This window comes from Mesorhizobium sp. A556, from assembly GCF_054489545.1.
In genome coordinates this window covers 164,544-189,577 of record NZ_JBTMXA010000005.1, presented here as the reverse complement: position 1 = coordinate 189,577, position 25,034 = coordinate 164,544, and the positions used below count along the sequence as shown (strand labels likewise).

Genomic DNA, 25,034 nt, shown 5'->3' with positions numbered 1-25,034 from the left:
GGGCCCTTAACGGCGGCGCTTGTCGTGCTTTACGGTCCCGGCCGTCAATATTTTCAGCACCGTGATGGCCTCGGCTCCATCCGTGCGCGGCTCGGCCCGCGTCTCGATGCACTGGATGAAATGTTCCAGCTCGCGCGTCAGCGGCATGCCCTGCTCGACCGCCACATAAGACGGCTCGTTGGCCGTGAACGCCCACTGGCCGCTGTCTTGCCAGACGGCGTGGCGGTAGACGGCAAGCTTGCGCTCCCACGGCTCGACGTCGTCGAACACCGCCATGGCCTTGGTGCCGACCACCGTCAGCCGCCGCTCCCGGTAAGGGTTCAGGCGGGATGCGAAAAGATGTCCGCTGACCCCATTCGGGAAATGCATGTCGAGGTGAGCGAAGTCGCTGAGATTGTCGAGGATCGCCGCGCCCTCGCCATGGACTTCCAGCGGTTCGGTGCCGGTGATCGCCAGGATCATCGACAGATCGTGCGGCGCCAGATCCCACAGCGCGTCATTTTCGGTATGGAACTTGCCCAGACCCAGCCGGTGCGAGTGGATGTAGCGCACCTCGCCCAGTTCGCCCTTGTCGATCAGCGCCTTCAGCGTTTCGAAAGCCGGATGAAAACGCAGGACGTGGCCGACCATATAGACGCGGCCATTATCGCGGGCTGCCTTCACCGCCCGCTCGGCGTCGGGCACCGTCAGCGCAACAGGCTTTTCCACCAGCACGTCCTTGCCGCCCTCGACGGCCCGAATGGCCATGTCCGCATGAAATTGCGGTGGCAGCGCCAGGACGATGGCGTCGATGTTCTTGTCTATAAACAGGGCGTCCGGCGCAATCGCCAGACAGTCCTGCTCGCTGGCAAAGCCCTCGGCGCGGGCCGGATTGACATCCGAAACCGCGTAGAGCGCACCAAGGGCCTTGAGGGTGCGGATATGGTTGCTGCCCCAGTATCCGCATCCAAGGACTGCAATGCGCGGTTTCATCAAATGTAAGCTCGAGAATTTCGTAGCAGACACATAGCGGTGCGGGAACCGTAACTCAACCCCGGCGACGGTGTTGAAATGCCCGAAATTCGGGTTTTGCCGGGACACGAATATCGCCCCGGCCATCGCCCATGGAAGCTTGACAGGGCAACCCCGGCGACATTATATCCGCCCGACCTTGGCGAACCCCTCGAACTGCGATTGCTTTTCGGGATATTCGCCGCCCTGGCGGGATAGCTCAGTTGGTTAGAGCACGGGAATCATAATCCTGGGGTCGGTGGTTCGAGTCCACTTCCCGCTACCATTTTTTTCTCAGTAAAATCAGCAACTTGGAAATCTTCCCGCCTGGAAATTCTCACATGGTGTAACCGCTCGCCGTGTCAGGATCCGCGCACATGCCAGGCAAATCGATATTGAGAAGAAACCCGGTTCAGCATATTGAGGCGCGGCCCGGCATGCCAGCCGCACCGTTTCAGCGAGGATCATAACGGCAATGGCCGTCTCTATCGAGGCATCATCCCCCGCGAGCCGGGCCTTCTGGCCGGGCTTCATCGCGCTTCTCGGCGGCGCGATTGCCATGGGCATTTCGCCGATTTTCGTTAGGCTGTCAGACGTCGGGCCGTTTGCCAGCGCGTTTTTTCGCGTATTCCTCGCGCTGCCGGTCCTCTATGCCTGGATGCGGCTCGAACAGAGGAATGGAAAACCCGGCGCGCCGGTCCGGCGCTTCTCGCCGGCAGTCGTTGCAACCGGCTTTGCCTTCACGGGAGACCTGTTCTTCTGGCACCTGGCCATTCTCAACACCAGCATCGCCAATTCTACCTTCTTCGCGACGACCGCCCCTGTCTGGGTCGGGCTGATCGGCTGGTTTGCGCTCGGTCGTAGTGTGGCGCCGATGACGATTATCGGTCTGTTCTTCTGTCTTCTCGGTGGAGGGGCTCTGATCGGGCAATCGCTCGCGCTTTCACCTAGCCATCTGATCGGCGACTTCTATGCCGGGCTCACTGCCGTGTTCTTCGGCATCTATTTTCTGACCGTCGAGTGGGCGCGCCGGACCGAAGGTGCCGCAACGATCACGTTTCACATGAGCCTGATCACGGCGGCCCTGCTCGCCATCGTTGCCGTCGGCGCCAATCTGCTTTACGGCCAGCCTCTGTTTCCATCTAGCGCCAATGGTTGGCTGGTATTGATATGCCTCGCGACGATCAGCCATGCCGGTGGCCAGGGGCTGCTCTCCTACGCGCTCGGCACATTGCCATCCATGTTTTCCTCGCTGGTGATCTTTCTTGAAGCGCTCGCGGCAGCCGCACTCGCCTGGGCGATTCTCGGCGAGGCCGTCACGCCTTTGCAGGGACGTGGGGGCCTTGCGATCTTGTTCGGCATCTGGCTGGCCCGCCCACGAGCAAAACAATCGACACCGGCGAATACCGCATCGACTGTCGACCTATGATCCCCGCCATCATCGCATAGCCCGCCCCCACTTGCCGGGCTGCTCGCATGTCCGGCAACATCCCACCTCATACCAAACATCCCAAGCTGATCGTCGTCATGGCACAGCCGGCTGGTCGTTAATCCGGACGGCACATCCAACTACGACGCGGTCGCCAACAGTTCGCTGGCCGGCAACCTGAAAGGGAAGCTTTTTCTCGGTCACGGCGATTTCGACGAGAACGTGCATCCAGCGGCTACCCAGCAACTCGCCGCAGCGCTTGTCGGGGCCGGGAAGACGTTCAACATGCTGATTACGCCAAATGACGACCATTCGACCTTTTCTCGCAGTCCCTATGTTATACGGCAAAAGATGCAATTCCTCCTGCGGCATCTGTTTCCAGAGTAAAACCAGAATACCTTGCCGTTTACCGGAACGCGCCGGCGCTGCCTGCTTGGCTCACCATGGCAAAAATCAGCGTAGTCTTGTGTTTAAGTGTCAAGCGACACGTGATCTCGACATCACGTTGATGACGGCCCCAAACGCATACTGTCCGAAAGTTGGTTGATCCGCGCATTAACGCCGTTTGCGACGGAACTCGGTGGCGTGCTATTGTGTTTAGCTGCACAATTTAGGGGAACCGAATTCCTAGTCATCTGTATCACATAGTGATTGTGGACGACGATGCCGCAATCAGGGAAGTTATTCGATCCTGCCTCGAGCCGGAAGGATTTCTGGTAAGTGAGGCAGGGAACGAAGACGAACTCATTGCGATCCTGGACAAACAGCCTGCCGATCTGATTACCCTGGACCTGAAACTGGGGAACGAGGACGGCCTGGCGATTGCCCGCTCCGTGAGAAAGCGGGCCGACGTGCCGATCATCATGGTCACAGGCAAGGCCGAGGCCGTGGACCGGGTTGTCGGCCTCGAATTGGGCGCCGACGACTACATCACGAAGCCGTTCCACGTCCGTGAACTTCTGGCCCGTGTACGCAGCGTCCTGCGCCGCAACAATCGACCGCCGCGCGAGGACGATGAGCCTGCTGCCGAGAAGTATATGTTCGGCGGGTGGATTCTCGACTGCGGTCGGCGTGAACTGGTGTCGCCGGCCGCAAAAACCACGCGCCTCACCAGCACGGAATTCAAACTTCTCGAAACCTTCGCGCTTCGGCCCAACCGTGTGCTTTCACGCAACCAGATAATGGACCTCGTCAAAGGGCCTGCATGGGCCGCAAATGATCGGGCGGTCGACAACCAGATCGGCCGCCTGCGTCGCAAGATGACCGAAATGGACGATAACGAGGAAATGATCCAGAGCGTGCGCGGTGCCGGCTACATGCTCGCGGCAAATGTTACCAAGGTATCTGCCTCCGATTTGGAATGAAGCTCAGCTTGACGGAGCCGGGGTTTACGTATGGTGGGGACCAGACAATTCGAACGCGCCATTCTGGAAATGGGCCTTTTCGCTGCCCATCGACGGAAGCTGGAAGCGAACATACTCGGCATGCTGGTTGCAGCCGGGACGGTCGGGGCCGCCTTTCTCGTCCGTTGGATGGTGATCGGCGAAGCAAGCGCGTTGTTCCCGCTGGTTATGCTGTATCCGGCCGTGGTGATCTCCGCCGTAGTCGGCGGCTACCGTGCCGGTATTTTCGCGACCGCCCTGTCGCTCGTGTACGTGTTGGTGTCCATCGCTCCAATCACCGGTCGAATGGATGTCATTCGCATCGTCTCTTTTCTTGTGAACAGTTTTCTCATCATTGCGATCTGCGAGGTGATGCATCGGGCACAGGCTCGCGTCGGCGAAGCGCGGGCGAATAGCGCCCACGCGCATACGGCTCTCGAAAACGAGCAACGATTGCAGTGGGCCTTGCAAGCAAGTGGCGGCAGCACCTGGGATTGGGACCCCCAAAGCGACGAAATGTGGTGGTCGCCGGAAATGTACGCATTGTGGGGCGCCGAGCCAGGTTCGATATTGCGCGCAGAACAGATGTTCGCGCTCGTCAACGAAAAGGATCGCCAAGCCTTCAAGGATGCGGTCCATGCCTCGATCGCCCAGCAAAGCAGCTTCCGGTGCGAATTTCGTATCCTGCATGGCGAGCGCGGCGAACGCTGGATGCTTTCGACAGGCCGCCGGACCTTCGATGAAGGAGGCAAGTCGGGGCGAATGGTGGGGCTGACTTTCGACATCACCGAGCGCAAGCAGGTTTATCTGGCGCTTGCCGAAAGCGAGCACCGCTTCCGTGCAACTTTCGACAACGTGGCCGTTGGCATTGCGCACCTTGCGCCGGATGGATCGTGGATCAGCGTAAACGATCGGTTTTGCCAGATAATGGGCTATCCGGCGGAAGAACTCCTGAAGAGCAAATTCCAGCAACTTACACATCCCGACGATCTTGGAGCGCAACAGGTCCTGAGCAACCACATCCTGACCGGGGTTATCGACCGCTACAGCATCGAGAAGCGCTATGTCCGAAAGGGCGGATCCACCGTCTGGGTCAACCTCACCGTAAGCTGTGTCCGGCGCGAATCCGGCGAGGTCGAATATTTCATTTCGGTGATCGAAGACATATCCGAGCGCAGGGCGGCTGAGGGCGCACTTCGCGAAAGCGAGGCCAGGCTCAGGGCCATTGTCGACACGGCCGTGGATGCGATCGTGGTGATTCACGACGATGGCCGCATACAGTCGGTCAATCCCGCCACGGACAGGATCTTTGGCTACGCGGAAAATGAATTGGTCGGCCAGAAGATCACGACGCTCGTTCCGGAGCGCGAGGCGACCGGATCCCTGACCGAGAGCCTGTTCACGCAAGCCGAGGCGGTCGGGAACAGAGGGTTCGGGCGAGACGGAAGACGCAAGGACGGCCGGGCATTTCCCATCGACCTGACCGTTGCGGCGTGGCGGGACGCCAGGGGGCGGCCGTCGTTCACCTGCGTCATGCGAGACGCGACCGAACGCAAGCAGGGGGAAGAGGAACTTGCGCGCAAGCGGCGCATGGAAGTCATCGGCCAACTCGCCGGCGGCGTCGCCCACGATTTCAACAATCTGCTGGCCATCATCATCGGCAACCTGGAATTGGCCGAACCGCGCATCGATCAGGCGGACGCTCGAAAAATGATCCGCAAGGCGCTTGAGGCCGCCGAAACCGGGGCCAGTTTCAACCAGCGGCTTCTCTCTCTCGCGCGCAAACGCCGGCTGGAACCGGAGAGGATCGATCTCAACCGCTGGGTATCGGGCACCATCATGCTGCTGGAGCGTACGCTCGATGCGAACATTACGTTGACAGCGGAACTGGCTGACGATTTGTGGCCGACCCGAGCCGATGCCGGAGAGGTTGAAAGCGCCGTCCTCAATCTCGCGCTCAACGCGCGCGATGCCATGCCGCAAGGCGGCGAACTCGTGATAAGGACCCGCAACATTACGCTCGACGAGACCAACCGGAAACTGGACAGCGAAGCCCGCCCGGGCGATTTCGTCCTGCTTTGCGTCATGGACACAGGGCATGGAATGGCGCCGGAAATTCTGGCGCGCGCATTCGAACCGTTCTTTACGGCCAAGGAGTCGGGTAAAGGCACAGGCCTTGGTCTCGTCAGCGTCTCGAATTTTGCGCGCCAATCCGAGGGCTTTATCGAACTCGAAAGCGAGGTCGACAAAGGCACGACATTCAGCATCTACCTGCCGCGGGCCCCCGAACAGGAACCGTCCAGCAATCCAGCTCCGCCCGACAATGGCGTCGAAATGACAGCCAAGGGAGAGCTTATCCTTGTCGTCGAAGACGACGACCGCGTTCGTGACGTTACGTCGAAGCGGCTCGAAAATCTGGGCTACATCGTTCGCGAGGCGAGGTCGGCTGTGGAAGCGATCGAATGGCTGGAATCGAAAGCACCAATCAAGCTCGTTTTCAGCGACATTCTCATGCCGGGCAGCATGACGGGCCGCGATCTGGCACAGTGGATGGGTGCAAACCGTCCCGCCGTCAAGATGCTGCTGACCTCGGGCTACGACGACGGCGACAAGCGCCGATCAAATTCCCGGCTGAAAGTGCTGCCCAAACCTTATTCAACAGCCGAACTCGCAAAACATATCCGCAAGCTGCTGGACAGTTGACCATCGCGGTGCTGCAAGCCGGTGGTCGCCCGAAAGGCGTAACCTCATCCCCTGACCCATCGGATGCCCAATGGGCGAACGGCGTAAGCTTCATGGCAGGGCGCGCGCCATCCGCCTTAGGCCCCTCACCTAGCGCAGATCAGCCATTGTGCGCTCGTTTCAGCATCGACCAAACCGACTACTGAATCGGGAAACGCGGCTTCGTTAAGCAGCGATGCAACCGATCTGGGGGAATGGGATGCCGATCAACGATTGCGAAATGGGGGCGGGTGTCTCCGTCCTGTATCCCGACCTCGTCAATCTCTATGGCTGCCGTATCGGTTCGCGAACCCGGATCGGGCCTTTCGTGGAGATCCAGAAGGGCAGCGTGATCGGCGAACGCTGCAAGATTTCGTCCCATTCCTTCATTTGCGAAGGCGTGACGATCGAGGATGCGGTGATGGTCGCGCATGGCGTCATGTTCACCAACGGCCTGTTTCCGCGCGCCACCAACGATGACGGCACCCTGCAGGCCGACGGCGACTGGGAATGCACGCCGACGCTGGTTCGGCGCGGCGCAGCCCTCGGCTCCAATTCAACCATCGTCTGTGGCGTCACCATCGGCGAGGAAGCGCTGGTCGGCGCTGGCGCGGTGGTGACGAAGGACGTGCCGGACTTTGCCATCGTGGCGGGCGTTCCGGCGCGCGTCATCGGCGATGTCCGCCGGCCTGGCTCTACGCGAGCCCATGCAAACCGGCTGCGTCAGACCGGTCAGGTTCTGGTTCTCGGAGAGGTTGGCCACAAATGATACGCGTCGGCATCATCGGATACGGCTACTGGGGACCGAACCTTGCCCGCGCGGTCGCGGAAATCGATGCGTCCGCGCTGGCCATGATCGCGGATCAATCGCCCGCTGCGCTGGAACGCGCCGGCAAGCGCCATCCCTCGGCGCTGCTGGTGACCGATTGGCGCGACCTGATCGACAACTCCTCGATAGACGCGGTGATCGTGGCGACCCCCGTCAGCACCCATTTCGACATTGCGCTCGCCGCCTTGCGGGCAGGCAAGCACGTACTGGTGGAAAAGCCGATGGCCGATTCGGTGCGCAAGGCCGAGATACTGGTCGAGCAGGCGGCGAAACGCTCGCTTGTGCTGATGGTCGATCACACCTTCATTTATACCGGTGCGATCCAGACCATTCGCGGTCTGATCGATGCCGACAGGATCGGCGACATCTACTATTATGACTCCATCCGCGTGAATCTCGGGCTGTTCCAGCGCGACGTGAACGTGATCTGGGACCTCGCGGCGCACGACTTCGCCATCATAGACTACCTGTTCGACGCCGCTCCCGTCGCGATTTCGGCGAGCGCCGCCCGCTGCGTTCCCGACAGCCAGGAAAACATGGCGCATCTCTCGGTCTATTTCGACGACGGCGCCATGGCCCACCTCAACGTCAACTGGCTGGCGCCGGTCAAGGTACGCCAGACGCTGATCGGCGGCAGCCGCCGGATGGTCATCTATGACGACATGCAGACCAGCGAGAAGGTCAAGATTTACGACAGGGGCGTGGACATCGCCGAAGAGCCCGGATCGGCCCATGAACGGCGCGTCTCCTATCGCAGCGGTGAAATGTGGGCGCCTGCGATTGCGCCGAAGGAAGCGCTGCTGACGGAAATCGAGCAGTTCTTCCACTGCATCGAAAACAATGACCGGCCGACTTCCGACGGCCAGTGCGGCCTGCGCGTGGTCGAGATGCTGGCGGCTGCGACGAATTCGACGCTGACGCGCGGCCGGCCGATCGAGCTTGGCGCCTTGAGGAAAGCCTCATGATCCCGTTCCTCGATCTGCGCGCCCAATATCGCTCGATTGCCCCAGAACTGGAAAGCGCGGTGCTGGAGGCCCTGCGAAGCTGCAATTTCGTGATGGGCGATGCCGTTTCCCGTTTCGAGGCCGATTTCGCGGCCTATTGCGGGACCGAGCATGCTGTCGCCGTCAACACCGGAACGTCCGCCCTTCACCTTGCGCTGCTTGCGGCCGGCGTGGGTCCCGGCGACGAAGTGATAACCGTGCCGATGACTTTCGTGGCCACGGTCGCAGCCATCGTTTACGCCGGCGCAAAACCGGTGTTCGTGGATATCGATCCGGACACATGGACCATGGATCCCGCGCAAATCGCCGCCAGGATCACATCGCGAACCAAGGCCATCATACCGGTTCACCTGCATGGCCGGCTGGCCGACATGGCCGCGATCAACGCCATCGCCAGAAGACATGGACTGCTGGTCATCGAGGATGCGGCGCAGGCGCATGGTGCGCAACGCGACGGTGTCCGTGCCGGCGCATTCGGCGAACTCGGCTGCTTCAGCTTCTACCCCGGCAAGAACCTCGGCGCTTGCGGCGAAGGCGGCGCCGTCACCACGAACTGCACCGAATTCGCCCAGAAAATCCGTTGCCTGCGCGATTGGGGCCAGGAGGGAAAATACAACCACGTCCAGCATGGCTTCAATTTCCGGCTGGACACGCTGCAATGCGCAGCTCTCGAGGTGAAATTGCCGAGGCTGGACGGCTGGAACGCTGAGCGCCGCCGCATCGCCAATGCCTATAACGACCGCCTCGACGGCGACATCGGGCTCCCTGCGGGCCCCTTCGGCATGGACCATGCCTGCCATGTCTATGCGTTCCGGCATCCCGACCGCGATACCCTTCGGGCCGACCTTCAACGCGCCGGCGTTTCGACAAATGTCCACTACCCCCGGCCCGTTCACCTCCAGCCGGCCTATAGCGGGCTTGGCTATCGGCAAGGAGACTTCCCGGTTTCCGAAGCGCTTGCGGCGGAAACGCTTTCCCTGCCGCTCTATCCCGAAATGCCGGCCAGCGACGTCTCGCGCGTCATCCATGCACTCAACGCCATGACCGCCGGCGGTCTGGCCAGATCCGCCTGAAAGGACCCTCCCTTGCCCAACCAAATCGGACCGAGGCAAATCGAGACATTGCGCGGACGGCGGGTTCTGGTGACAGGCGGCGCTGGCTTCGTCGGTTCGCACATCGTCGACCTGCTGGTGGACGAAGGGTGCGGGCAGGTTGCCGTGATCGACAATATGGTGCGCGGCAATATCGGAAACCTGTCCAGGGCGTTGAAAAGCGGCGTCGTCGAACTGGTCAAGGGCGATATTCGCGACAAGGCGCTGATGCGAAAGCTGGTCTCCGGCACGGACACCGTGTTCCACCAGGCCGCCTTGCGCATTACCCACTGCGCGGCGGAGCCCGACGAGGCAATGCAGGTAATGGTGGATGCGACCTACGATCTTCTGCGCCTGTGCGTGGAACTGAAGGTGCGCAAGGTCGTCATGGCGTCGTCGGCGTCAATCTACGGCATGGCCGAAAATTTCCCAACCGCCGAAAACGATCATCCCTACGGCAACCGCACGCTCTACGGGGCGGCGAAGTCGTTTGGCGAAGGGTTGCTGCGCTCCTTCAACGACATGTATGGGCTCGACTATGTGGCGCTACGCTACTTCAACGTCTACGGCCCGCGCATGGACATTCATGGCCGCTATACCGAGGTCATGGTGCGCTGGATGGAGCGGCTGGAAGCCGGCGAGCCGCCGATCATCTTCGGAGACGGAACGCAGACGATGGATATGGTGCATGTGCGCGATGTCGCGCGCGCCAATCTGCTGGCTGCCAGGGCAAGTGCCAGCGACGCGGTCTTCAATGTCGGCAGCGGAACGGAAACGTCCCTGCTGCAACTTGCCGAGCGCTTCGCTGCCGCGATGGGCCGTCCGGACTTGCGGCCCACGCATGCCGAACAACGCTCGATCAACCCGGTTCCGCGCCGGCTTGCCTCTACCGAGGCGGCGCAACGGGGCCTTGGGTTCAAGGCAACCATCGCCCCGAATGACGGCATCGCCGATCTTGTCGCCTGGTGGCGCGGTGAAATGCAGCGGCAGGCCCAAAATCTGACATTGATGGAGAAGGCATCGTGATACCGATCGCACAACCCTTGATTGGGCAGGAAGAAGCAGATGCGGCGGCGCAATGCGTGCTTTCCGGCTGGCTGACACAGGGGCCGCAGGTGGCGGCATTCGAGCGCGAATTCGCCGAACTGGTGGGGGCGGATCATGCCTGCGCCGTTTCCAATTGCACCGTGGCTCTGCATCTGGCCCTGCTGGCATTGGGTGTCGGGCCGGGCGACGAAGTGATTACGGTCAGTCACACCTTCATCGCCACGGCCAACGCCATCCGCCAATGCGGCGCGGTGCCCGTCTTCATCGACATCGAGAAGGATGGCTTCAACATGGACCCGGCCGCGATCGCGCCGGCCATCACCCCATGCACGCGGGCGATCCTGTGCGTCCATCAGATGGGCATGCCCTGCGACCTCGAAGCGATCCTGAAACTGGCGCGCGGGCACAAGATCCCGGTGATAGAGGATGCGGCCTGCGCCATCGGCTCGGAGATATTTTTGGACGGGGATTGGCAAAAGATCGGCCGTCCCCAGGGCGACATCGTCTGTTTTTCCTTCCATCCGCGCAAGGTCGTCACCGTCGGGGACGGCGGCATGCTGACGACGCAAAATCCTGAGTGGGACGCGCGCTTCCGCTTGTTGCGCCAACATGGAATGTCGGTTCCAGACGCCGTTCGCCACGGCAGCCCGACCGTCATCTTCGAAGACTACCTCGAGCCGGGCTACAACTACCGGATGACGGACATTCAGGCCGCCATAGGACGCCAGCAACTCAAGCGGCTGCCGCAGATCATCGCGTGCCGCAGGCGGCGCGCGGAGACGTATCACGATGCGCTGGACGGCATCAGCGGCGTTCATACACCGGACGAACCGGAATGGGCGCGCTCGAACTGGCAAAGCTATTGCATCGGGCTGGCGCCCGAAATCGATCAACGCATGGTGATGCAACACATGCTCGACAACGGCATAGCCACGCGGCGCGGTATCATGTGCGTGCATATGGAGCGTGCTTACGTGGGCCTGCCGAAGCGACGCGGATTGCGCCGGTCGGAATCCGCCCGCGACCATTCGATAATACTGCCGCTGTTCCCGCAGATGACGCACGAGACGCAGATGCGGGTCGTCGCCGTGCTTGCCGATGCCATGAACCGCGCACAGGCGCCGGCCCGCTCGCCGCGCATGGACGATGTTCAATGGGTAGCGTAGCGAGCATCGAGGGATTTCCCCCGACGGATGGTTTCGCGCGTACTGTTCTGGAGATCCTGCGCGAACGGATCACGGCGCTCAAACTCGACCTGACCGGCCTGCGCGTCGTCACCGAGGCTGCGACCGGCGCTTATGCCTGCACGGCTGTCATCGCCGCCATGGCGGGCGCACATAACGTCTTTGCCGTTGCGCGCGGGTCGGCCAGCCACGGTAGCGGCGCGGATGCCGCGCGAGCCACTCTTGCCCTGGCAAGGATGGCTGGCGTCGACAAAAGGATCGAGATCGCGCCAAACCTCGACCCAAAAGCGCTCGCTTGCTGCGATATCCTTACGAATTCCGGGCATTTGCGGCCGATCACGCGCGCCATGATCGAGCGATTGCCAACATCGGCGGTAATCGCCCTGATGTTCGAGGCGTGGGAATTCCGCAATTCGGACCTCGATTTGGATGCCTGTCGCGATCGCGGCATCCAGGTCGCGGGCGTCAACGAGCGGCATCGCGACGTCGCGGTATTTCCTTTCCTCGGCCGGCTTTGCGCAAAACTGTTGCGCGACGCCGGCATGTCGCCGTTCGGGCGCAAGATAGCGTTGCTCTGCGACAATCCGTTCCTGCCTTTTATCGAAAACGGGCTGCGTGAAGAGGGAGCCTTCGTCGAAACCTGCTCGGATGTGGCCACGCTGCGATCAAGGGATTTTGACGCCGTCGTGGTCGCGCTCCAGCCGCGCGGGGAGCGGTTGGGCAAAGCGCTCTTTGAGAGACTGGCGAGTATCGCCCCGCAAGCGCTGGTCTGTCAGTTCTGGGGCGACATCGTTCGCGGCTCCGCCAGACAGCATGGCTTTGCGGTCTGGCCCGAGCAGGAGCCCAGGCCCGGCCACATGGGAATATTGCTGAATGCGCTCGGCCCCGAACCGATTGTTCGCCTGCAAACCGGCGGCTTGCGCGCAGCAGAACTGGTTTTTCGGGGAGGCTGGTCGGAGCCAGAGGGCGTCGCCGAGATTTTGTAGCCCGCGAAAGCCCCCCTGCCCTCGCCCGCCCAACTCCAGCGCCTCTCGCAACGATCAACAGGATTTGCGACCGTCCCCGCCACCGTGGGTTGCTCCATACCGAAGCCAAGGTCGCGAATTAAGCGCCAGGATACGAAACGGATTCCTTTCTGGCGCGGTTTGATTCCGATCTGCGAACGTAGTTAGCGCACCAACTGGGTATCCTACCCCCTCGGATGGTCAATGGGGGTGGGGTTCCACGCGCCTGTACAATCAGAGTTGCGGCGGCGACCCTATCCTTCAATTGATCAATGCAATTAAAGGAGGCAGGCCGCTTCCTTATCCTACAATTCGAATACGGCTTTAGTGGGCAATTGGGGGCTCTTTTTGACCGCATCCTTCATTCCATACTCAATAGAGGTTCTACCTCGCAAGGACTGCACGTTTCGATTGAACGATGCGGGGCGGTACCTAGCCCAGGAACTCAGGTTCACCTCCAAAGTCTATCCGCCTGACACGGCCATTGTTCGCCAGGGGGACAAGGATACGCGGGCGTTTCTCGTGGAATCCGGTTGGGGACGCCTTTGCAAGGACCTTCCGGGTGGGGAACAGCACCTGATCGATGTGGTCGTGGCTGGCGACGTTGTCGGACTTTGCGGTAGCCGTTTCAGTGGAGGCGACGGGTTTTCGTCCATAACGACGCTGCGGGTATGGGTTGGCCCGGCTGTCGCGCTGCGCGCTTTGTCAGCCGGCGCCTCCCCCTCTGCCTGCTACGTCAGCGACGCAATGGATCGGCAAAGGGCGGTGCTGACGGAAAGACTGGCCGATATGGGGCAGCGAAAAGCTGCCGTGCGCACGGCGCATTTTCTGCTGGAACTGGGCGAGAGGCTTGAACTTGCCGGCGTGGCGACGCGGGAAGAATTCCTGTGCCCGCTTACTCAAAATGATCTCGCCAGCGCGCTCGGCCTGACTGGCATCCATGTCAATCGCATGCTGAGGGAAGCGCGCGAGTTCGGACTCTATGAGTTCCATCGTGGGAAAGTCAGGTTCATCGACTACAAGGCGGCAGTAAATTTTGCCGAATTCGATGCGAGTTACCTCATCCCACGATAGATTCACTCTCCATATATTTGGTTGAATATTTCAATTTGATTCAGATTCATCTGGATTCGTTCAAGACGCGAAATTTAGTTAACAGAAATTAACAAATATTAATAATTCCATCGAAAATCATGGGATAATTTCAAGAAGGCTAATCTGTGGGAAAACGGATAACCTCTCGCCGATTTTAGTGGCGGCGGTAATAGAAATTTATATGGGAGTAAAAAATGAGTCATGTCATGGAAGCCAACCGTGTTAATCATATACTTGATAAAGATACCGCACGTTTCAGTATTCCTGCGCTCGACTACATGTCGCAACCGGCTATCGGAGTTCCCGATACTGTCCTCATCCTTGATGACCGGGCATTGGATCGCGAATGTTTCAGCCGAATTCTGAAGGCCCAATGCGGCCAATTCGACGTGCTGGCCTTCAATTCGGCAAGCGACTGGCACATGGAAAAGGATATCCATCCTCCGGTTTCTGCCGTGATCCTCAATGTGGGAGGCCACAAGCTCTCCGAGGAACACATCGCAACCGAGATTCGACAGCTTGTCGCGAGTTTCAAACCCGTTCCCGTTATAGTGCTGGCCAATGCCGAAGATCTGCCGGGCATCGTCAAGGCGCTGGAATATGGCGCGCGAGGCTATATCCCGTCTTCGGTAAGCATCGAAGTATGCGTCGAAGCGATCCGGCTGGCCATTGCGGGGGGGACTTTCGTCCCGGCCAGTTCCATGATGGCCATCGGCAGGATCATGGAACAGGGCGAGGTGCCACACCCGCTGTCGGGCATGTTCACGCCGCGGCAGACCGAGGTAGCCATGGCGCTTCGGCGTGGCAAGGCCAACAAGATCATCGCCCATGAGCTCAACCTTCGGGAAAGCACCGTCAAGGTGCACATCCGCAATATCATGAAGAAACTGAGGGCAACCAACAGGACGGAAGTCGCCTACAAGATCGGCGATCTTCTCCCAAGCGAGATGAACGGCAGATAGGCAGCCGAAACCCGGCAGCTGACATTTCGGCCTGGAGCATCGGGCCGAAAAGCGGAACCGGGTTTCGGATTATTCCGATGTTCAATCAAAGTGTTGGAGCGTTGTTTGTGCGTCCGATTGGACGAACGGCGCTCTAGGGAGAACTGCCGTGATTATCTCCGACATGCGTCCAGATGAGGATCGCCTTCTGTTCCCGAATGTCTTTTCGCTGTTCGGGCGCCATAAATATTTGGTGGCGTTGCCGGCTATCGCCGGCGCCGCCGCCGGGATGATCGGTTACCTGAACGCGCCGCCACGCTACGTCTCGGAAGCGGTCCTCGTTCTCGACTCGCGGCGGATTCAAGCGCTTCCGACGGAAGCCGTGGTATCGCCATTGCCTCAGGACAGCCCTGCCCTGAGAAGCGAAATCGATATCATGAATTCCACCATGCTGGCGCAGGACGTCGTCAAGCGGCTCGAAACCGCGGGAATTCCAATACCGCTCGCCGACGAGCCGGCCTCACCTTCTCTGGCGAAGCAGGATCGGGCGGGCAGCGATGCGAGCGTTCTGCTCGACAAGGCCAATCGCCTGCTTTCAGGCCTGAGCGTAGCCAACGACGGCCACTCCTATACGATCTACATCGCGTTCCGTGACCGGGACCCCGGATTCTCCGCGACAGCGGCAGATACCTTTGCGAAGACCTACGTCGATCACCAGATCGAAACCCAGCGGCAGGACACGCTTCGTGTCGCGGAGTGGCTGGGCAGCAAACTGGATGCGTTGCGTGGACGCCTGGAAGCCTCCGAAAAAGCCGCGGAGGATTTTCGCCGCAAGGCCGGCCTCTCGCAGGTCGACGGGATGACCATCCAGGCTCAACGCGTGACCAGCCTCAATGTTGAAATCACCAATGCGGAGGCAACGCTTGCAGGTGTGGAGGCGCGTCTTGCGACCGCCCGCACGCTGCAGCAGAGCAAGGACATTCCCGCATTGAGCGAGATTCTGGGCTCCACCGTCATCCAGACCCTGCGTTCAGACCAGGCGGAAGCGGAGCGCAAGCTGGCGGCCATCGAGGCAAGCGGAGCCTCCAAGAGCGACCAGATTCCTGTTTTGAAAAACGAGATCGCCGGCCTGCAGAACCGCATAGATCAGGAAGTGAACGGCGTCATCGAAAGCCTGGAGACGGAGATCACCATCGCCCGCCAGAAGCGCGAGAGCGTCGCACAGACATTTCAGAAGGCACAGGAAAATCTCTCGAAGGCCAATCAGGACGCGGTGCATCTCGGCCAGATCGAGCGGGAAGTAAACGCCAATCGCGCCGTCTATGAAAGCTATCTCGCCCGCTACAAGCAGGCCATCGAGCAGGAAGGCATGGTGACCCCGCAGGCGCAGCTGATTTCGACCGCCGCGGGAAACACGCGCAGAGAAAGCCCCAGGCTGGCGAACTGGCTCGGTCTGGGTTTTGCTCTCGGCGCCTGTTTCGGATTGGCAATAGCCATGCTTTCGGAATTGCGCAGCCGCAAACTGCGATCGCCGCGCCGAGTCGAGGCGATCACGGGTTCGCCGGTCATCGGCTACATACCCAAGCTTTCCAAGAGCCAGAAAGGCGCATCCCCGAAAGCCCTGCTCGCCGCACGATCCGAATATGGCAGGGCGCTCGGAAACCTTTATGCAACGCTTCGCTCCGGCCAAACTGGTCAAGGGCCGGGGTCTCAGGCGATCGCCATCGTCTCGGCACAGCCGGGAGCCGGCAAGACCTGCCTCACCCTTGGCCTAGCGAGATTCCTCGCGGCATCCGGCAAACGCGTCGTGGCCGTTGACGCCAATCTTCGAAACCCGGAAATCGCAAAGGCGTTCGGCGTCGATGCCACCGCGTTTCTCGACGAGATAACGGACCGTCAGAACCCGGCGAGCGGTCTGCTTTACGGCGATCCTCAAAGCCATGCTTTCGTCATCGCGGCGCGCGGCAGCGCCACTCTGCCCGAGCATCTTTTGTCCAGCAACAGGTTCCTGGCGCTGATCGAAGATCTGAAGCGGCAGTTCGATTACGTTCTTATCGACACGCCCGATCTGGAGGGGTCGGCCGATGCTCTCCACATCGCGATGGCCGCGGACACCTCTCTTTTCGTGGTCAGGGCCGATATGGCCAGGCCGGAGAGCCTTGTCACGGCTACGGAAAACCTTGCTGCCTGCCAGCGTCGGCCGCTCGGCCTCGTCCTCAACAGGTTTCGGCCGCTTCGCTCGGGCTTCTTCGCCGACGACGAGCAATCGGAGGCGCGCAAGCGCGCACTCATCGGTGCAAGCGGCTTTGGTAAAAATCTCACCGGACAGCCAGCAGGAGTTTAGAGATGGGCAAGGTTCCAACCACGCGACCCGCGCAAACTGCCCTTGGATCGCGACGCCTGTTGTCGATGGCAGCAGGCATAGCGCTCAGCCTGATCGGCGCTTCGCCAATACTGGCCGGCCAATCTTCCTACACGATCGCTGCCGGCGACACGCTCCAGGTCAACGTGTACGGCGATGTCGGGTTGTCCGGCCGATTTCCTGTCGGTAGCGACGGCTCCATGGTCTACCCCCTGGTCGGCAGCATTGCGGTCGTCGGCAAGACGACGCAGGAGATCGCGGCGATCCTCGGCAAGTCGCTTTCCGAGCATGTCCCGAACGCATCCGTCACGACCTCGATCGCCGAATACGGCCCTGTTTTCGTTCTCGGCGACGTGCGCACACCCGGCAAATACGAGTATCGGCCGGGGATGATCGCGCTTGAACTGCTGGCCATGGCGGGCGGAGCCGGCCATCTGGAAAACAATCCTGACGCGGCAGCCCTACAATTGATCACCACGCGCCAGGAATATGCCGATCTTGAGCTTCAGATGTTTGCGCTGCAGATCCGCCGTCAACGGGTGCAGGCGGAAATGGACCAGGCCGACCTTGCCTATTCGCCGCAGAACATATCGGACCCGGTAGATCAGGCCACGCGCCAGGATCTCGTCACTCGGGAACTGACCCTTTTTGCCACGCGCAGGAACGCATTCGCAGCCGACCAGAAAGCTTTCGAGGCCCAAGAGGCGAGCTATGCGAATGAAATCCGCACGATCAATGAAAGCATGAAGCTGCATAACGACGAGATCGCTTTGCTTGTCGAGGATGTGGATGCCGCCAAAAGTCTCGCGGAGCGTGGGCTCACGGCCAAATCCAACCTGCGCCAGACCGAGCGCGAGCTGTCCTCGACAAGGCGCGACGCCTTGGAACTGCAAACCTTTCTGGCGCGCGCCGAGCAAAACCGGCTCGCGATCCAGCAGCGCAAGACGGCAATGCTTGACCAGTTGAAGACCGATTCCGCCACCGCGCTCCAGGCCATCGACCTCGAACTGGCGCGGATGACGAGGAAACAGGCAGCGCTGCTTTCCGCGATGGTCGAGATCGCCTCGACGGCGGGAAAAGCGGCGGCGGCCGCGCGCGACACGCGAATGATCATGACGGTAACCCGCGGCGCGAATGGCCAATACGAGCAGATCGCGGCGGACGACCGTCTCGAAATACGCCCAGGCGACATTTTGCGGGTGGAATTCGGCGTGCCGGCAGCGAGCCGGCAGGCATCCGTCAATTGAGAAAAGTTCAGGAACCGGCGGCGATCGCAAGCGGGTCCGCGCGCGTCAACCAATGCGCATAAAGCATGCGAATGCCGCTCCTCAGGTCCGTCGTCGGCCGCCAGCCCAGCGCATCGATGCGGGCGGTGTCCAGGCGCTTGCGCGGCGTGCCGTCCGGCTTTGTCGCGTCATAGACGAATTCGCCCTCGAAACCAACCTCCTGCGCGATAAGGCTGGCCAGGTCGCGGATGGTAATCTCGTGCCCGGCCCCTATGTTGATCGGGTCCTTCCCCGCATAATTCTTCATCAGGAAAACACAGGCGTCGGCAAGGTCGTCCACATGCAGGAATTCGCGCAAGGGGGTCCCGGAACCCCACAGCACTACCTGCCCGCGCCGCGCCTGCTTGGCCTCGTGAATCTTGCGCATCAGCGCCGGAAGGACATGAGCGCTCGCCAGATCAAAATTGTCGTTGGGGCCATAAAGGTTGGTCAGAATCGCGGTGATGAAGATTCGGCCCAGCTGCGAAGCATAGGCGCCGGCGAGTTTCGTTCCGGCAATCTTGGCAACGGCATAGGCTTCGTTCGTCGCTTCGAGCGGGCCGCTCAGCAGCATGTCCTCGCGGATCGGCTGCGGTGCGTCGCGTGGATAGGCACAGCTTGAACTCAGCCAAAGCAGCTTCTCGACACCGATTTCGTGCGCGGCATGAATGACATTGGCCGCGATCATCAGGTTGGTGTAGAGGAAATCGGCCGGGTAGCTGGCGTTCGCCAGAATGCCCCCAACGCGTGCGGCGGCGACCACGACCGCCTGCGGCCGCGTTTGCCTCATCCAGTCCTCGGTTTCCTTCTGGCGCGTCAGGTCGAGTTCCTGCCGCGTGGCGTAAAGCAGCGTGCAGCCTTCGTTTCCCAGCCGCCGCACGATGGCGGAACCCACCATCCCGGTATGCCCCGCGACCCAGACACGCTTGCCGCGCAGGTCGTAGTGCATCGTTCTATCAGGCGTCGTAGCGATCATTGCGGCCTGCCTCCAGCATGATCGACCGCATATCCGACTGCACCATTTCGGCGACCAGCGCCTCGAAGCCGACGGTATGGTTCCAGCCCAGCCGTCGCCTTGCCTTCGAGGCATCACCGAGGAGAAAGTCGACCTCGTTCGGCCGGAAGTGGCGGGGATCGATCTCGATCAGCTCGGCGCCGCTTGCCGCATCGATCCCTTTTTCGTCGACGCCGGCTCCGGTCCATTCTATCCTTTTGTCGACGGTCCGGAATGCATGCTCGACGAATTCCCGCACGGTGTGGGTCTCACCGGTTGCCAGTACGTAGTCGTCAGGTTCCGGCTGCTGCATGATGCGCCACATGCCCTCCACATAGTCGCGCGCATGCCCCCAGTCGCGCTTGGCATCGAGATTGCCGAGGCGCAACCTGTCCTGCAGCCCGCGCTCGATCGCGGCAACGGCGCGCGTGATCTTGCGGGTGACGAACGTCTCGCCGCGAACCGGGCTTTCATGGTTGAAAAGAATGCCGTTCGAGGCATGCATGCCGTAAGCTTCCCGGTAATTGTTCGTAATCCAGTACGCATAGAGCTTGGCCGCCGCATACGGGCTACGCGGAGCGAACGGGGTTCGCTCGTTTTGCGCGACTTGCGCCGTCTTGCCGAAAAGCTCCGAAGTCGACGCCTGATAGAAGCGGCAACTCTTGGTCAGGCCGGCAATTCGTATGCTCTCCAGAAGGCGCAGCGTCCCGAGCGCGTCGGTATTGGCGGTATATTCCGGCGTCTCGAAGCTGACCTGGACATGGCTCTGCGCGCCGAGATTGTAAATCTCGTCGGGCCGCACTTCCTGAACGACCCTGCACAGATTGGTGGCGTCCGTGAGATCGCCATAATGGAGCCGGAACCGGACATCCTCGTCATGCGGGTCTTGGTAAAGATGGTCGATCCTTGACGTGTTGAAGGAGGAGGACTGCCGTTTCAGCCCGTGAACGAGGTAACCTTTCGAGAGAAGCAACTCGCTGAGATAAGCGCCGTCCTGTCCTGTGACCCCGATGATGAGCGCTGTTTTTTCTGCCACTTGCTTACCCTTGGCGTTGCTGGCCGACATGCCTATTGCCGGACTTCCACCTCCAAGTTTCGCCGACGCACCGCAAATCCGCATCCCCTCAATCCGGAGAGCCGCCGTTTGGTCGGTTCCTTCTCCGAAAGGCCGATGGCGCGCATGACGGCGGTCAAGCATGCGGAAAAATAAGCTGCCGGGAGGTTCCCTCTACCCCACGAGGGCGAACGGCTACCGCTTTTGCAGCCCTTGATGCCCAAGCCGGCGCGCTGCCAGAGTTCCACGTCAAGTTTTGAGGAACGCGACACACATACAGCCATTCTGCCAGTCGCCGGGAGACATCTGCCAGCCCATGCGAATAATCTTTGCAAACCGCTATTTCTATCCGGACCAGTCGGCAACCAGCCGGATGATTTCCAGCCTTGCCTTCGCGCTGGCCGAACGTGGTTGCGACGTCGCCGTAATCGCCTCGCGCTCCTGTCACGATAATCGCGATGCCGTCCTGCCGGCCCGCGAGACCATAAATGGCGTCGCCGTCCATCGGCTCTGGAGCCCAGGCTTCGGCAAGCACGGCATTGCCGGGCGCGCCATGGACTATGCCGCCTTTCATCTTTCAGCCGCCGCATGGTGGCTTCGCCACGCTGGCCGCGACGACCTTTGCGTCGTCTGCACGGACCCTCCCCTGCTCACCGTCACGGCCGCTGCCGCCCTCGGGCTCACTGGAGCGAAGAAAGTGGACTGGATCATGGATCTGTTCCCGGAAACGGCGATGGAACTCGGCATGATCGATCCGCGCAAACTGCCGGGCAGGCTTTTTCTCGCTCTCCGGGATTGGGCGCACAAGCGCTCCGCGCTGCTGCTTTGCCCGACCGCGACAATGGCGCGCCATATCGAGGCCGGCCAGCCGGAGGGCAAGCGAGGGCCGGCGATTGCAATTACCCATCACTGGTCGAACGGCGACGAAATTCATCCCGTGACCCGCAACCGCAATGATTTGCGGCGGCAATGGGGGCTGGGGGATGCCTTCGTCGTTGGGTATTCAGGCAATTTCGGCAGGGCTCATGAATTCACAACGCTGCTCGACGCCGCCGAAATGCTGCGGGAGGAACAAGGCATTCGTTTCCTGCTCATCGGCGATGGCCAGCAACTCCCCTTCGTAAAGGCCGAAGTGGCAAGGCGCGATTTGCGCAACGTCCTGTTCAAGCCGTTCCAGCCGAGCGAACGGCTGACTGAGAGCATGGGAGCGGCCGACATCCATATCGTTTCGCTCCGGCCAAGGCTGGAGCATTGCATCATCCCGAGCAAATTCTACGGCATTCTGGCGGCGGCCCGACCAACGCTGTTCATCGGAGCTTCCGATGGCGAGATTGCCTCCATATTGCGCGATCGCGCATGCGGCGATACGGTAGAACCCGGCCAGGCCGATCTGCTAGCCAGGCGGATCATCGACCTCAAAGCGTCGCCATCCCTGGTCGCGGCCATGGGGGAGCGTGCCCACCGCCTTTTCGAGAGCGACTATGCGCGCGACCGGGGCGTGACGGAATGGTTGCGGGCAATCTCACCGTTGCTGGGCACTGAACCGCGCCCAATCCGGGCTATCGCTGCCGTTTCCGGGGGAGCTGGGCGATGAACGACAGCGTCGTTGTCAGCCAACGCGGCGCGCGCATGCACTATGCCGTGGCCCGGATATTCAACGAGGCGAACGAGCTTGAGCGGCTCTATACCGACATATGCGCGACGCGGGGTTGGCCGCGCGCGCTGGCCGGCTTGCCCAGCCGCTTCCTGCCGAAAAGCCTGCGCCGCCTGGCCGGGCGCGTCCCGAAGGGAATACCGCGCGAGCGTATCCGGTGTTTCGAGGCCATAGGCTTAACGTCCGTGTTGAGCGTCATGTTCGATGCGAGGCGCGCCACCGAAACGGCGGTGGCGATCCGTGCGGCGCACGATTTTTCGGCAGGCGTGGTCCGCAACGGCTTCGGCGCGGCCAGCGGCTTCTACGGCATCAGCGGCGAATGCCTGGAGCAATTGGAAGCGGCGCGGGCACGGGGCCTGTGGACCGCGGTCGAACAGATCATCGCCCCGCGCGCAAGCGTCGACCGGCTGGTTGCAGCCGAGGCCGACCGCTTTCCGGACTGGGAGCCGGCCATCGAAGACGATCTGCTTACCGGCGCCTATGCAGCGCGCGAAATCGCCGAGTGGAAAGCGGCCGACATCATCATCTGTCCATCCGAATTTGTCCGCGACGGCATCGGTGAAGCCGGCGGGCCGACCGAGAAATGCGTGGTCGTGCCCTACGGCATAGACGCCGGCTTCCGGCTCCCGCCGCGCCTCCCGCACCCGGAGCGGCCGTTGCGTGTGCTGACCGTCGGGGCGGTCGGCTTGCGCAAAGGCGCGCCCTACGTGCTCGAAGCGGCGCGCAGGATAGGAAAAGAAGCGGATTTCCGCATGGTGGGCCCCTGCTTCGTCGCCCAGCCGCGACAGGACGAATTGCGGGCAGCCCTCGATCTGCGCGGTGCGGTTCCCCGTACCGAAATAATGGATCACTATGCCTGGGCCGACGTGTTCCTGCTGCCCTCGGTCTGCGAAGGTTCGGCGACGGTTGTTTACGAGGCACTGGCGGCCGGGGTGCCGGTTGTCACCACGCCAAACGCCGGCAGCGTCGTTCGTGATGGAGTGGACGGGTTCATCGTCGAACCGGGCAACGTCGAGGCCATATGCAGTAGCCTAAGCGTTTTGAATGACGATCGCGCCTTGCTGGAAGCCATGTCGCGGCAGGCATGCGAAACCGCCGCCGGCTACGACCTCGCCGCTTACGGCAAGCGTCTGAGGGCCGCGCTCACGCCAGTGCGCGATCGTCACAGGCAGGCAGCCCGGTCGAACGGCGCGGTGGCCGCCCAATGAACGTGCACAACCTTTCGACCTTGCCGATCCGCCCCGGCATGGATGTCAGGGTCGGCATGTTGGTCGGATCGATTTCGACTTCGAGTGGCGGCGTCAGCGAAGCAGTGCGCTCCCTTTCGCTGGCACTGCGGCGGCAACCCGGCGTGTCGGTCGAGATCTTCAGCCTTGGTGCACCGGGCGGCGACAATCGCGACTTCGGCGATATTCCGGTACATCTCGCCCGCGCGATTGGCCCGGCATCCTTCGGATTCGCGCCGGACCTCGATCGGCTCCTGCTTCGGCACCGGATCGACGTGCTTCATGTCCACGGCTTGTGGATGTATCCATCCATCGCAGCCCGCTTTTGGGCACGCCGCACCGGACGGCCCTACGTGGTCAGCCCGCACGGCATGCTCGATCCCTGGGCGCTGAACAACCGCGCCTGGAAGAAGCGCCTGGGAAGGATGCTCTTCGAGGACGGCCATCTGAAAAACGCGGCCGCCCTGCACGCACTTTGTGACAGTGAACGCGAAGCCATAGCGAGTGCCGGCATCGATATGCCTGTCGTCGTGTTGCCGAATGGCGTGGACCAGCAGCGCCCCGTCATTGGGCAAGCCCAATGGCGTCGCGAACTCGGTTCCGAGGCGAAAATCCTGCTTTTTCTCGGCCGGGTCACGCCAAAGAAGCAGGTGGCTGAACTGATCCGGGCATGGATCGCCGAACGCGAGCCGGGGTCGCCCTGGCATCTCGTGCTGGCCGGTCCGGTGGACGCTTCCTACCGGCAAGCGCTTACCGAAATCATCGAAGAAAACCGGGCCGGCAAGCATGTCCATATGGCGGGGCCGGTCTTCGGCAAGGATCGCGACCTTGCTTACGCCTCGGCCGACGCTTTCGTCCTGCCGTCGCTGAGCGAGGGCCTGCCGATGGCCGCGCTCGAAGCGTTCGCGGCAGGCCTGCCGGCGCTTTTGACGCCGCAATGCAATCTTCCGGAAGCCTTCACAGTGCGCTGTGCGCTAAGAATGGAGACGGATGAGGCATCCATCCGAGCCGGCCTGCGCCGCCTTTTCGACATGGATGAAGCCGAGCGCCTGGCGATGGGGGCCCGGGCGCGGCACCTGACGGCCGATCGGTTCGACTGGACCGCGATCGCGGAACGGTTCGGCGCCCTTTACTCAACGCTCGCCCTTGAGGCGAAGGTCCGGTCTTTCTGAGAACCGGCGTTTTCGGATCGGCTTTGCCGGGTTGCCCGCATAAACCGTCCAGTCGTCCAGATCCCTGAAGGCAACGCCACGCGCGCCAAGAACCGCGCCGCACCCCACGGTCACGCCGGGGCCGACAAACGCCTCGGCCGCGATCCATGCCTGCTGCCCGATCATGATGGGCTTGGCGATCAGCCTGAAATCGGGGTCGTCGATATTGTGCGTTCCCGTGCAAAGATGCGCCCGCTGCGAGACATCGGCGAAGTCACGCACGACGATCCGGGCGATGTTGTAGCAGATGACGCCGGGGCCGAGCGAGGCATGCGCGCCCACGACGAGATTGCCCGGCCACCATATCCGCGCGCTCGATCTTATCCGGGCGGTGGGATGAATCTGGGCTCCGAAAAGTTGAAGGAGCGCGCGGCGCAGCCCGTTCATCTGCGGCGGGGTCCAGCGCGCGAATAGCGTCCAGCAAATCATCCAGCACAGACGGAGCGCACGGTGCCGGAGCCCGAATGTCTGCCCGCCCAGCTTTGGCGGATTGGCGTTTTCAAGCGCCCTGGAGAAACCGGTAAATCGCGATGTCATTTTACGACGCTCTT

At 61.5% G+C, this 25,034-nt stretch carries 21 protein-coding genes and 1 tRNA gene; 18 read left to right on the top strand and 4 right to left on the bottom strand.

Annotated elements, in window-relative coordinates; genetic code table 11:
* Positions 1–6: 6 nt before the first annotated feature.
* Entirely contained in the window at positions 7–972 is a 966-nt protein-coding gene (locus ACX3P0_RS13070; protein ID WP_459089047.1) for a Gfo/Idh/MocA family protein, read from the bottom strand.
* Positions 973–1,199: 227 nt separating this feature from the next.
* Between ACX3P0_RS13070 and ACX3P0_RS13065 the strand changes: the two genes are divergently transcribed.
* From ACX3P0_RS13065 to ACX3P0_RS12995, 15 genes are all read left to right on the top strand, one after another.
* Positions 1,200–1,276: transfer RNA gene (locus ACX3P0_RS13065), tRNA-Met, on the top strand.
* Positions 1,277–1,465: 189 nt separating this feature from the next.
* Positions 1,466–2,419 carry a DMT family transporter gene (locus ACX3P0_RS13060; protein WP_459089045.1) on the top strand — a complete coding sequence of 318 codons (954 nt, stop codon included), beginning with the start codon at positions 1,466–1,468 and terminating at the stop codon, positions 2,417–2,419.
* Positions 2,420–2,530: 111 nt separating this feature from the next.
* Positions 2,531–2,806 (top strand): alpha/beta hydrolase family protein, encoded by a 276-nt coding sequence (locus tag ACX3P0_RS13055; protein WP_459078246.1) that lies wholly within the window; start codon positions 2,531–2,533, stop codon positions 2,804–2,806.
* 266 nt (positions 2,807–3,072) lie between these two features.
* Positions 3,073–3,783 carry a response regulator transcription factor gene (locus ACX3P0_RS13050; RefSeq protein WP_459089043.1) on the top strand — a complete coding sequence of 237 codons (711 nt, stop codon included), beginning with the start codon at positions 3,073–3,075 and terminating at the stop codon, positions 3,781–3,783.
* 30 nt (positions 3,784–3,813) lie between these two features.
* Positions 3,814–6,504: a PAS domain S-box protein gene (locus ACX3P0_RS13045; protein WP_459089041.1), complete on the top strand. Its 2,691-nt coding sequence runs from the start codon at positions 3,814–3,816 to the stop codon at positions 6,502–6,504.
* 238 nt (positions 6,505–6,742) lie between these two features.
* On the top strand, positions 6,743–7,291 hold the full coding sequence (locus ACX3P0_RS13040; RefSeq protein WP_459078053.1) for an acyltransferase: 549 nt from the start codon (positions 6,743–6,745) through the stop codon (positions 7,289–7,291).
* A complete protein-coding gene (locus ACX3P0_RS13035) occupies positions 7,288–8,316 on the top strand; it encodes a Gfo/Idh/MocA family protein (protein WP_459089039.1) in 1,029 nt (342 codons plus the stop codon). Before ACX3P0_RS13040 ends, ACX3P0_RS13035 begins: the two co-directional genes overlap by 4 nt.
* Entirely contained in the window at positions 8,313–9,428 is a 1,116-nt protein-coding gene (locus ACX3P0_RS13030; RefSeq protein ID WP_459089037.1) for a DegT/DnrJ/EryC1/StrS family aminotransferase, read from the top strand. The genes ACX3P0_RS13035 and ACX3P0_RS13030 overlap by 4 nt, the downstream gene beginning before the upstream one ends.
* Positions 9,429–9,476: 48 nt before the next feature.
* A complete protein-coding gene (locus ACX3P0_RS13025; protein ID WP_459089258.1) occupies positions 9,477–10,472 on the top strand; it encodes an NAD-dependent epimerase/dehydratase family protein in 996 nt (331 codons plus the stop codon).
* Entirely contained in the window at positions 10,451–11,659 is a 1,209-nt protein-coding gene (locus ACX3P0_RS13020) for a DegT/DnrJ/EryC1/StrS family aminotransferase (RefSeq protein ID WP_459089256.1), read from the top strand. Before ACX3P0_RS13025 ends, ACX3P0_RS13020 begins: the two co-directional genes overlap by 22 nt.
* Positions 11,647–12,663: a hypothetical protein gene (locus ACX3P0_RS13015; RefSeq protein WP_459089035.1), complete on the top strand. Its 1,017-nt coding sequence runs from the start codon at positions 11,647–11,649 to the stop codon at positions 12,661–12,663. The genes ACX3P0_RS13020 and ACX3P0_RS13015 overlap by 13 nt, the downstream gene beginning before the upstream one ends.
* 366 nt (positions 12,664–13,029) lie before the next feature.
* Positions 13,030–13,755, top strand: coding sequence for a Crp/Fnr family transcriptional regulator (locus ACX3P0_RS13010; protein WP_459089033.1), 726 nt, complete (start codon positions 13,030–13,032; stop codon positions 13,753–13,755).
* A 227-nt stretch (positions 13,756–13,982) separates the two neighbouring features.
* The gene (locus ACX3P0_RS13005; protein WP_459089031.1) at positions 13,983–14,738 is read left to right on the top strand and encodes a LuxR C-terminal-related transcriptional regulator; all 756 of its coding nucleotides are present in this window, start codon (positions 13,983–13,985) and stop codon (positions 14,736–14,738) included.
* A gap of 148 nt (positions 14,739–14,886) precedes the next feature.
* Positions 14,887–17,061, top strand: a complete 2,175-nt coding sequence (locus ACX3P0_RS13000) for a GumC family protein (protein ID WP_459089029.1) — start codon at positions 14,887–14,889, stop codon at positions 17,059–17,061.
* Positions 17,062–17,063: 2 nt separating this feature from the next.
* Complete coding sequence (locus tag ACX3P0_RS12995; protein WP_459089027.1) at positions 17,064–18,326, top strand: polysaccharide biosynthesis/export family protein; 1,263 nt, start codon at positions 17,064–17,066, stop codon at positions 18,324–18,326.
* Between the two features lie 7 nt (positions 18,327–18,333).
* On the opposite strand, the gene ACX3P0_RS12990 is transcribed toward ACX3P0_RS12995, so the two are convergent.
* Complete coding sequence (locus ACX3P0_RS12990; protein WP_459089025.1) at positions 18,334–19,320, bottom strand: GDP-L-fucose synthase family protein; 987 nt, start codon at positions 19,318–19,320, stop codon at positions 18,334–18,336.
* A complete protein-coding gene (gmd, locus tag ACX3P0_RS12985; RefSeq protein ID WP_459089023.1) occupies positions 19,301–20,374 on the bottom strand; it encodes a GDP-mannose 4,6-dehydratase in 1,074 nt (357 codons plus the stop codon). Before gmd ends, ACX3P0_RS12990 begins: the two co-directional genes overlap by 20 nt.
* Positions 20,375–20,708: 334 nt before the next feature.
* Here gmd and ACX3P0_RS12980 point away from each other — a divergent pair, with 334 nt between their 5' ends.
* The 3 genes from ACX3P0_RS12980 to ACX3P0_RS12970 are packed head-to-tail and all read left to right on the top strand — an operon-like array spanning position 20,709 to position 24,444.
* Entirely contained in the window at positions 20,709–21,986 is a 1,278-nt protein-coding gene (locus ACX3P0_RS12980) for a glycosyltransferase family 4 protein (RefSeq protein WP_459089021.1), read from the top strand.
* On the top strand, positions 21,983–23,254 hold the full coding sequence (locus ACX3P0_RS12975; protein ID WP_459089019.1) for a glycosyltransferase family 4 protein: 1,272 nt from the start codon (positions 21,983–21,985) through the stop codon (positions 23,252–23,254). The genes ACX3P0_RS12980 and ACX3P0_RS12975 overlap by 4 nt, the downstream gene beginning before the upstream one ends.
* Positions 23,251–24,444 carry a glycosyltransferase gene (locus tag ACX3P0_RS12970; protein ID WP_459089017.1) on the top strand — a complete coding sequence of 398 codons (1,194 nt, stop codon included), beginning with the start codon at positions 23,251–23,253 and terminating at the stop codon, positions 24,442–24,444. Before ACX3P0_RS12975 ends, ACX3P0_RS12970 begins: the two co-directional genes overlap by 4 nt.
* On the opposite strand, the gene ACX3P0_RS12965 is transcribed toward ACX3P0_RS12970, so the two are convergent.
* Positions 24,406–25,020, bottom strand: coding sequence for an LbetaH domain-containing protein (locus ACX3P0_RS12965; protein ID WP_459089015.1), 615 nt, complete (start codon positions 25,018–25,020; stop codon positions 24,406–24,408). The genes ACX3P0_RS12970 and ACX3P0_RS12965 overlap by 39 nt on opposite strands.
* Positions 25,021–25,034 lie beyond the last annotated feature (14 nt).

Bases quoted from the DNA above. Each gene is read 5' to 3' on its own strand.
- ACX3P0_RS13070 (WP_459089047.1), bottom strand. From the start codon at position 972: ATGAAACCGCGCATTGCAGTCCTTGGATGCGGATACTGGGGCAGCAAC.
- ACX3P0_RS13060 (WP_459089045.1), top strand. From the start codon at position 1,466: ATGGCCGTCTCTATCGAGGCATCATCCCCCGCGAGCCGGGCCTTCTGG.
- ACX3P0_RS13045 (WP_459089041.1), top strand. From the start codon at position 3,814: ATGGTGGGGACCAGACAATTCGAACGCGCCATTCTGGAAATGGGCCTT.
- ACX3P0_RS13040 (WP_459078053.1), top strand. From the start codon at position 6,743: ATGCCGATCAACGATTGCGAAATGGGGGCGGGTGTCTCCGTCCTGTAT.
- ACX3P0_RS13035 (WP_459089039.1), top strand. From the start codon at position 7,288: ATGATACGCGTCGGCATCATCGGATACGGCTACTGGGGACCGAACCTT.
- ACX3P0_RS13030 (WP_459089037.1), top strand. From the start codon at position 8,313: ATGATCCCGTTCCTCGATCTGCGCGCCCAATATCGCTCGATTGCCCCA.
- ACX3P0_RS13015 (WP_459089035.1), top strand. From the start codon at position 11,647: ATGGGTAGCGTAGCGAGCATCGAGGGATTTCCCCCGACGGATGGTTTC.
- ACX3P0_RS13005 (WP_459089031.1), top strand. From the start codon at position 13,983: ATGGAAGCCAACCGTGTTAATCATATACTTGATAAAGATACCGCACGT.
- ACX3P0_RS12995 (WP_459089027.1), top strand. From the start codon at position 17,064: ATGGGCAAGGTTCCAACCACGCGACCCGCGCAAACTGCCCTTGGATCG.
- ACX3P0_RS12990 (WP_459089025.1), bottom strand. From the start codon at position 19,320: ATGATCGCTACGACGCCTGATAGAACGATGCACTACGACCTGCGCGGC.
- ACX3P0_RS12980 (WP_459089021.1), top strand. From the start codon at position 20,709: ATGCGAATAATCTTTGCAAACCGCTATTTCTATCCGGACCAGTCGGCA.
- ACX3P0_RS12975 (WP_459089019.1), top strand. From the start codon at position 21,983: ATGAACGACAGCGTCGTTGTCAGCCAACGCGGCGCGCGCATGCACTAT.
- ACX3P0_RS12970 (WP_459089017.1), top strand. From the start codon at position 23,251: ATGAACGTGCACAACCTTTCGACCTTGCCGATCCGCCCCGGCATGGAT.
- ACX3P0_RS12965 (WP_459089015.1), bottom strand. From the start codon at position 25,020: ATGACATCGCGATTTACCGGTTTCTCCAGGGCGCTTGAAAACGCCAAT.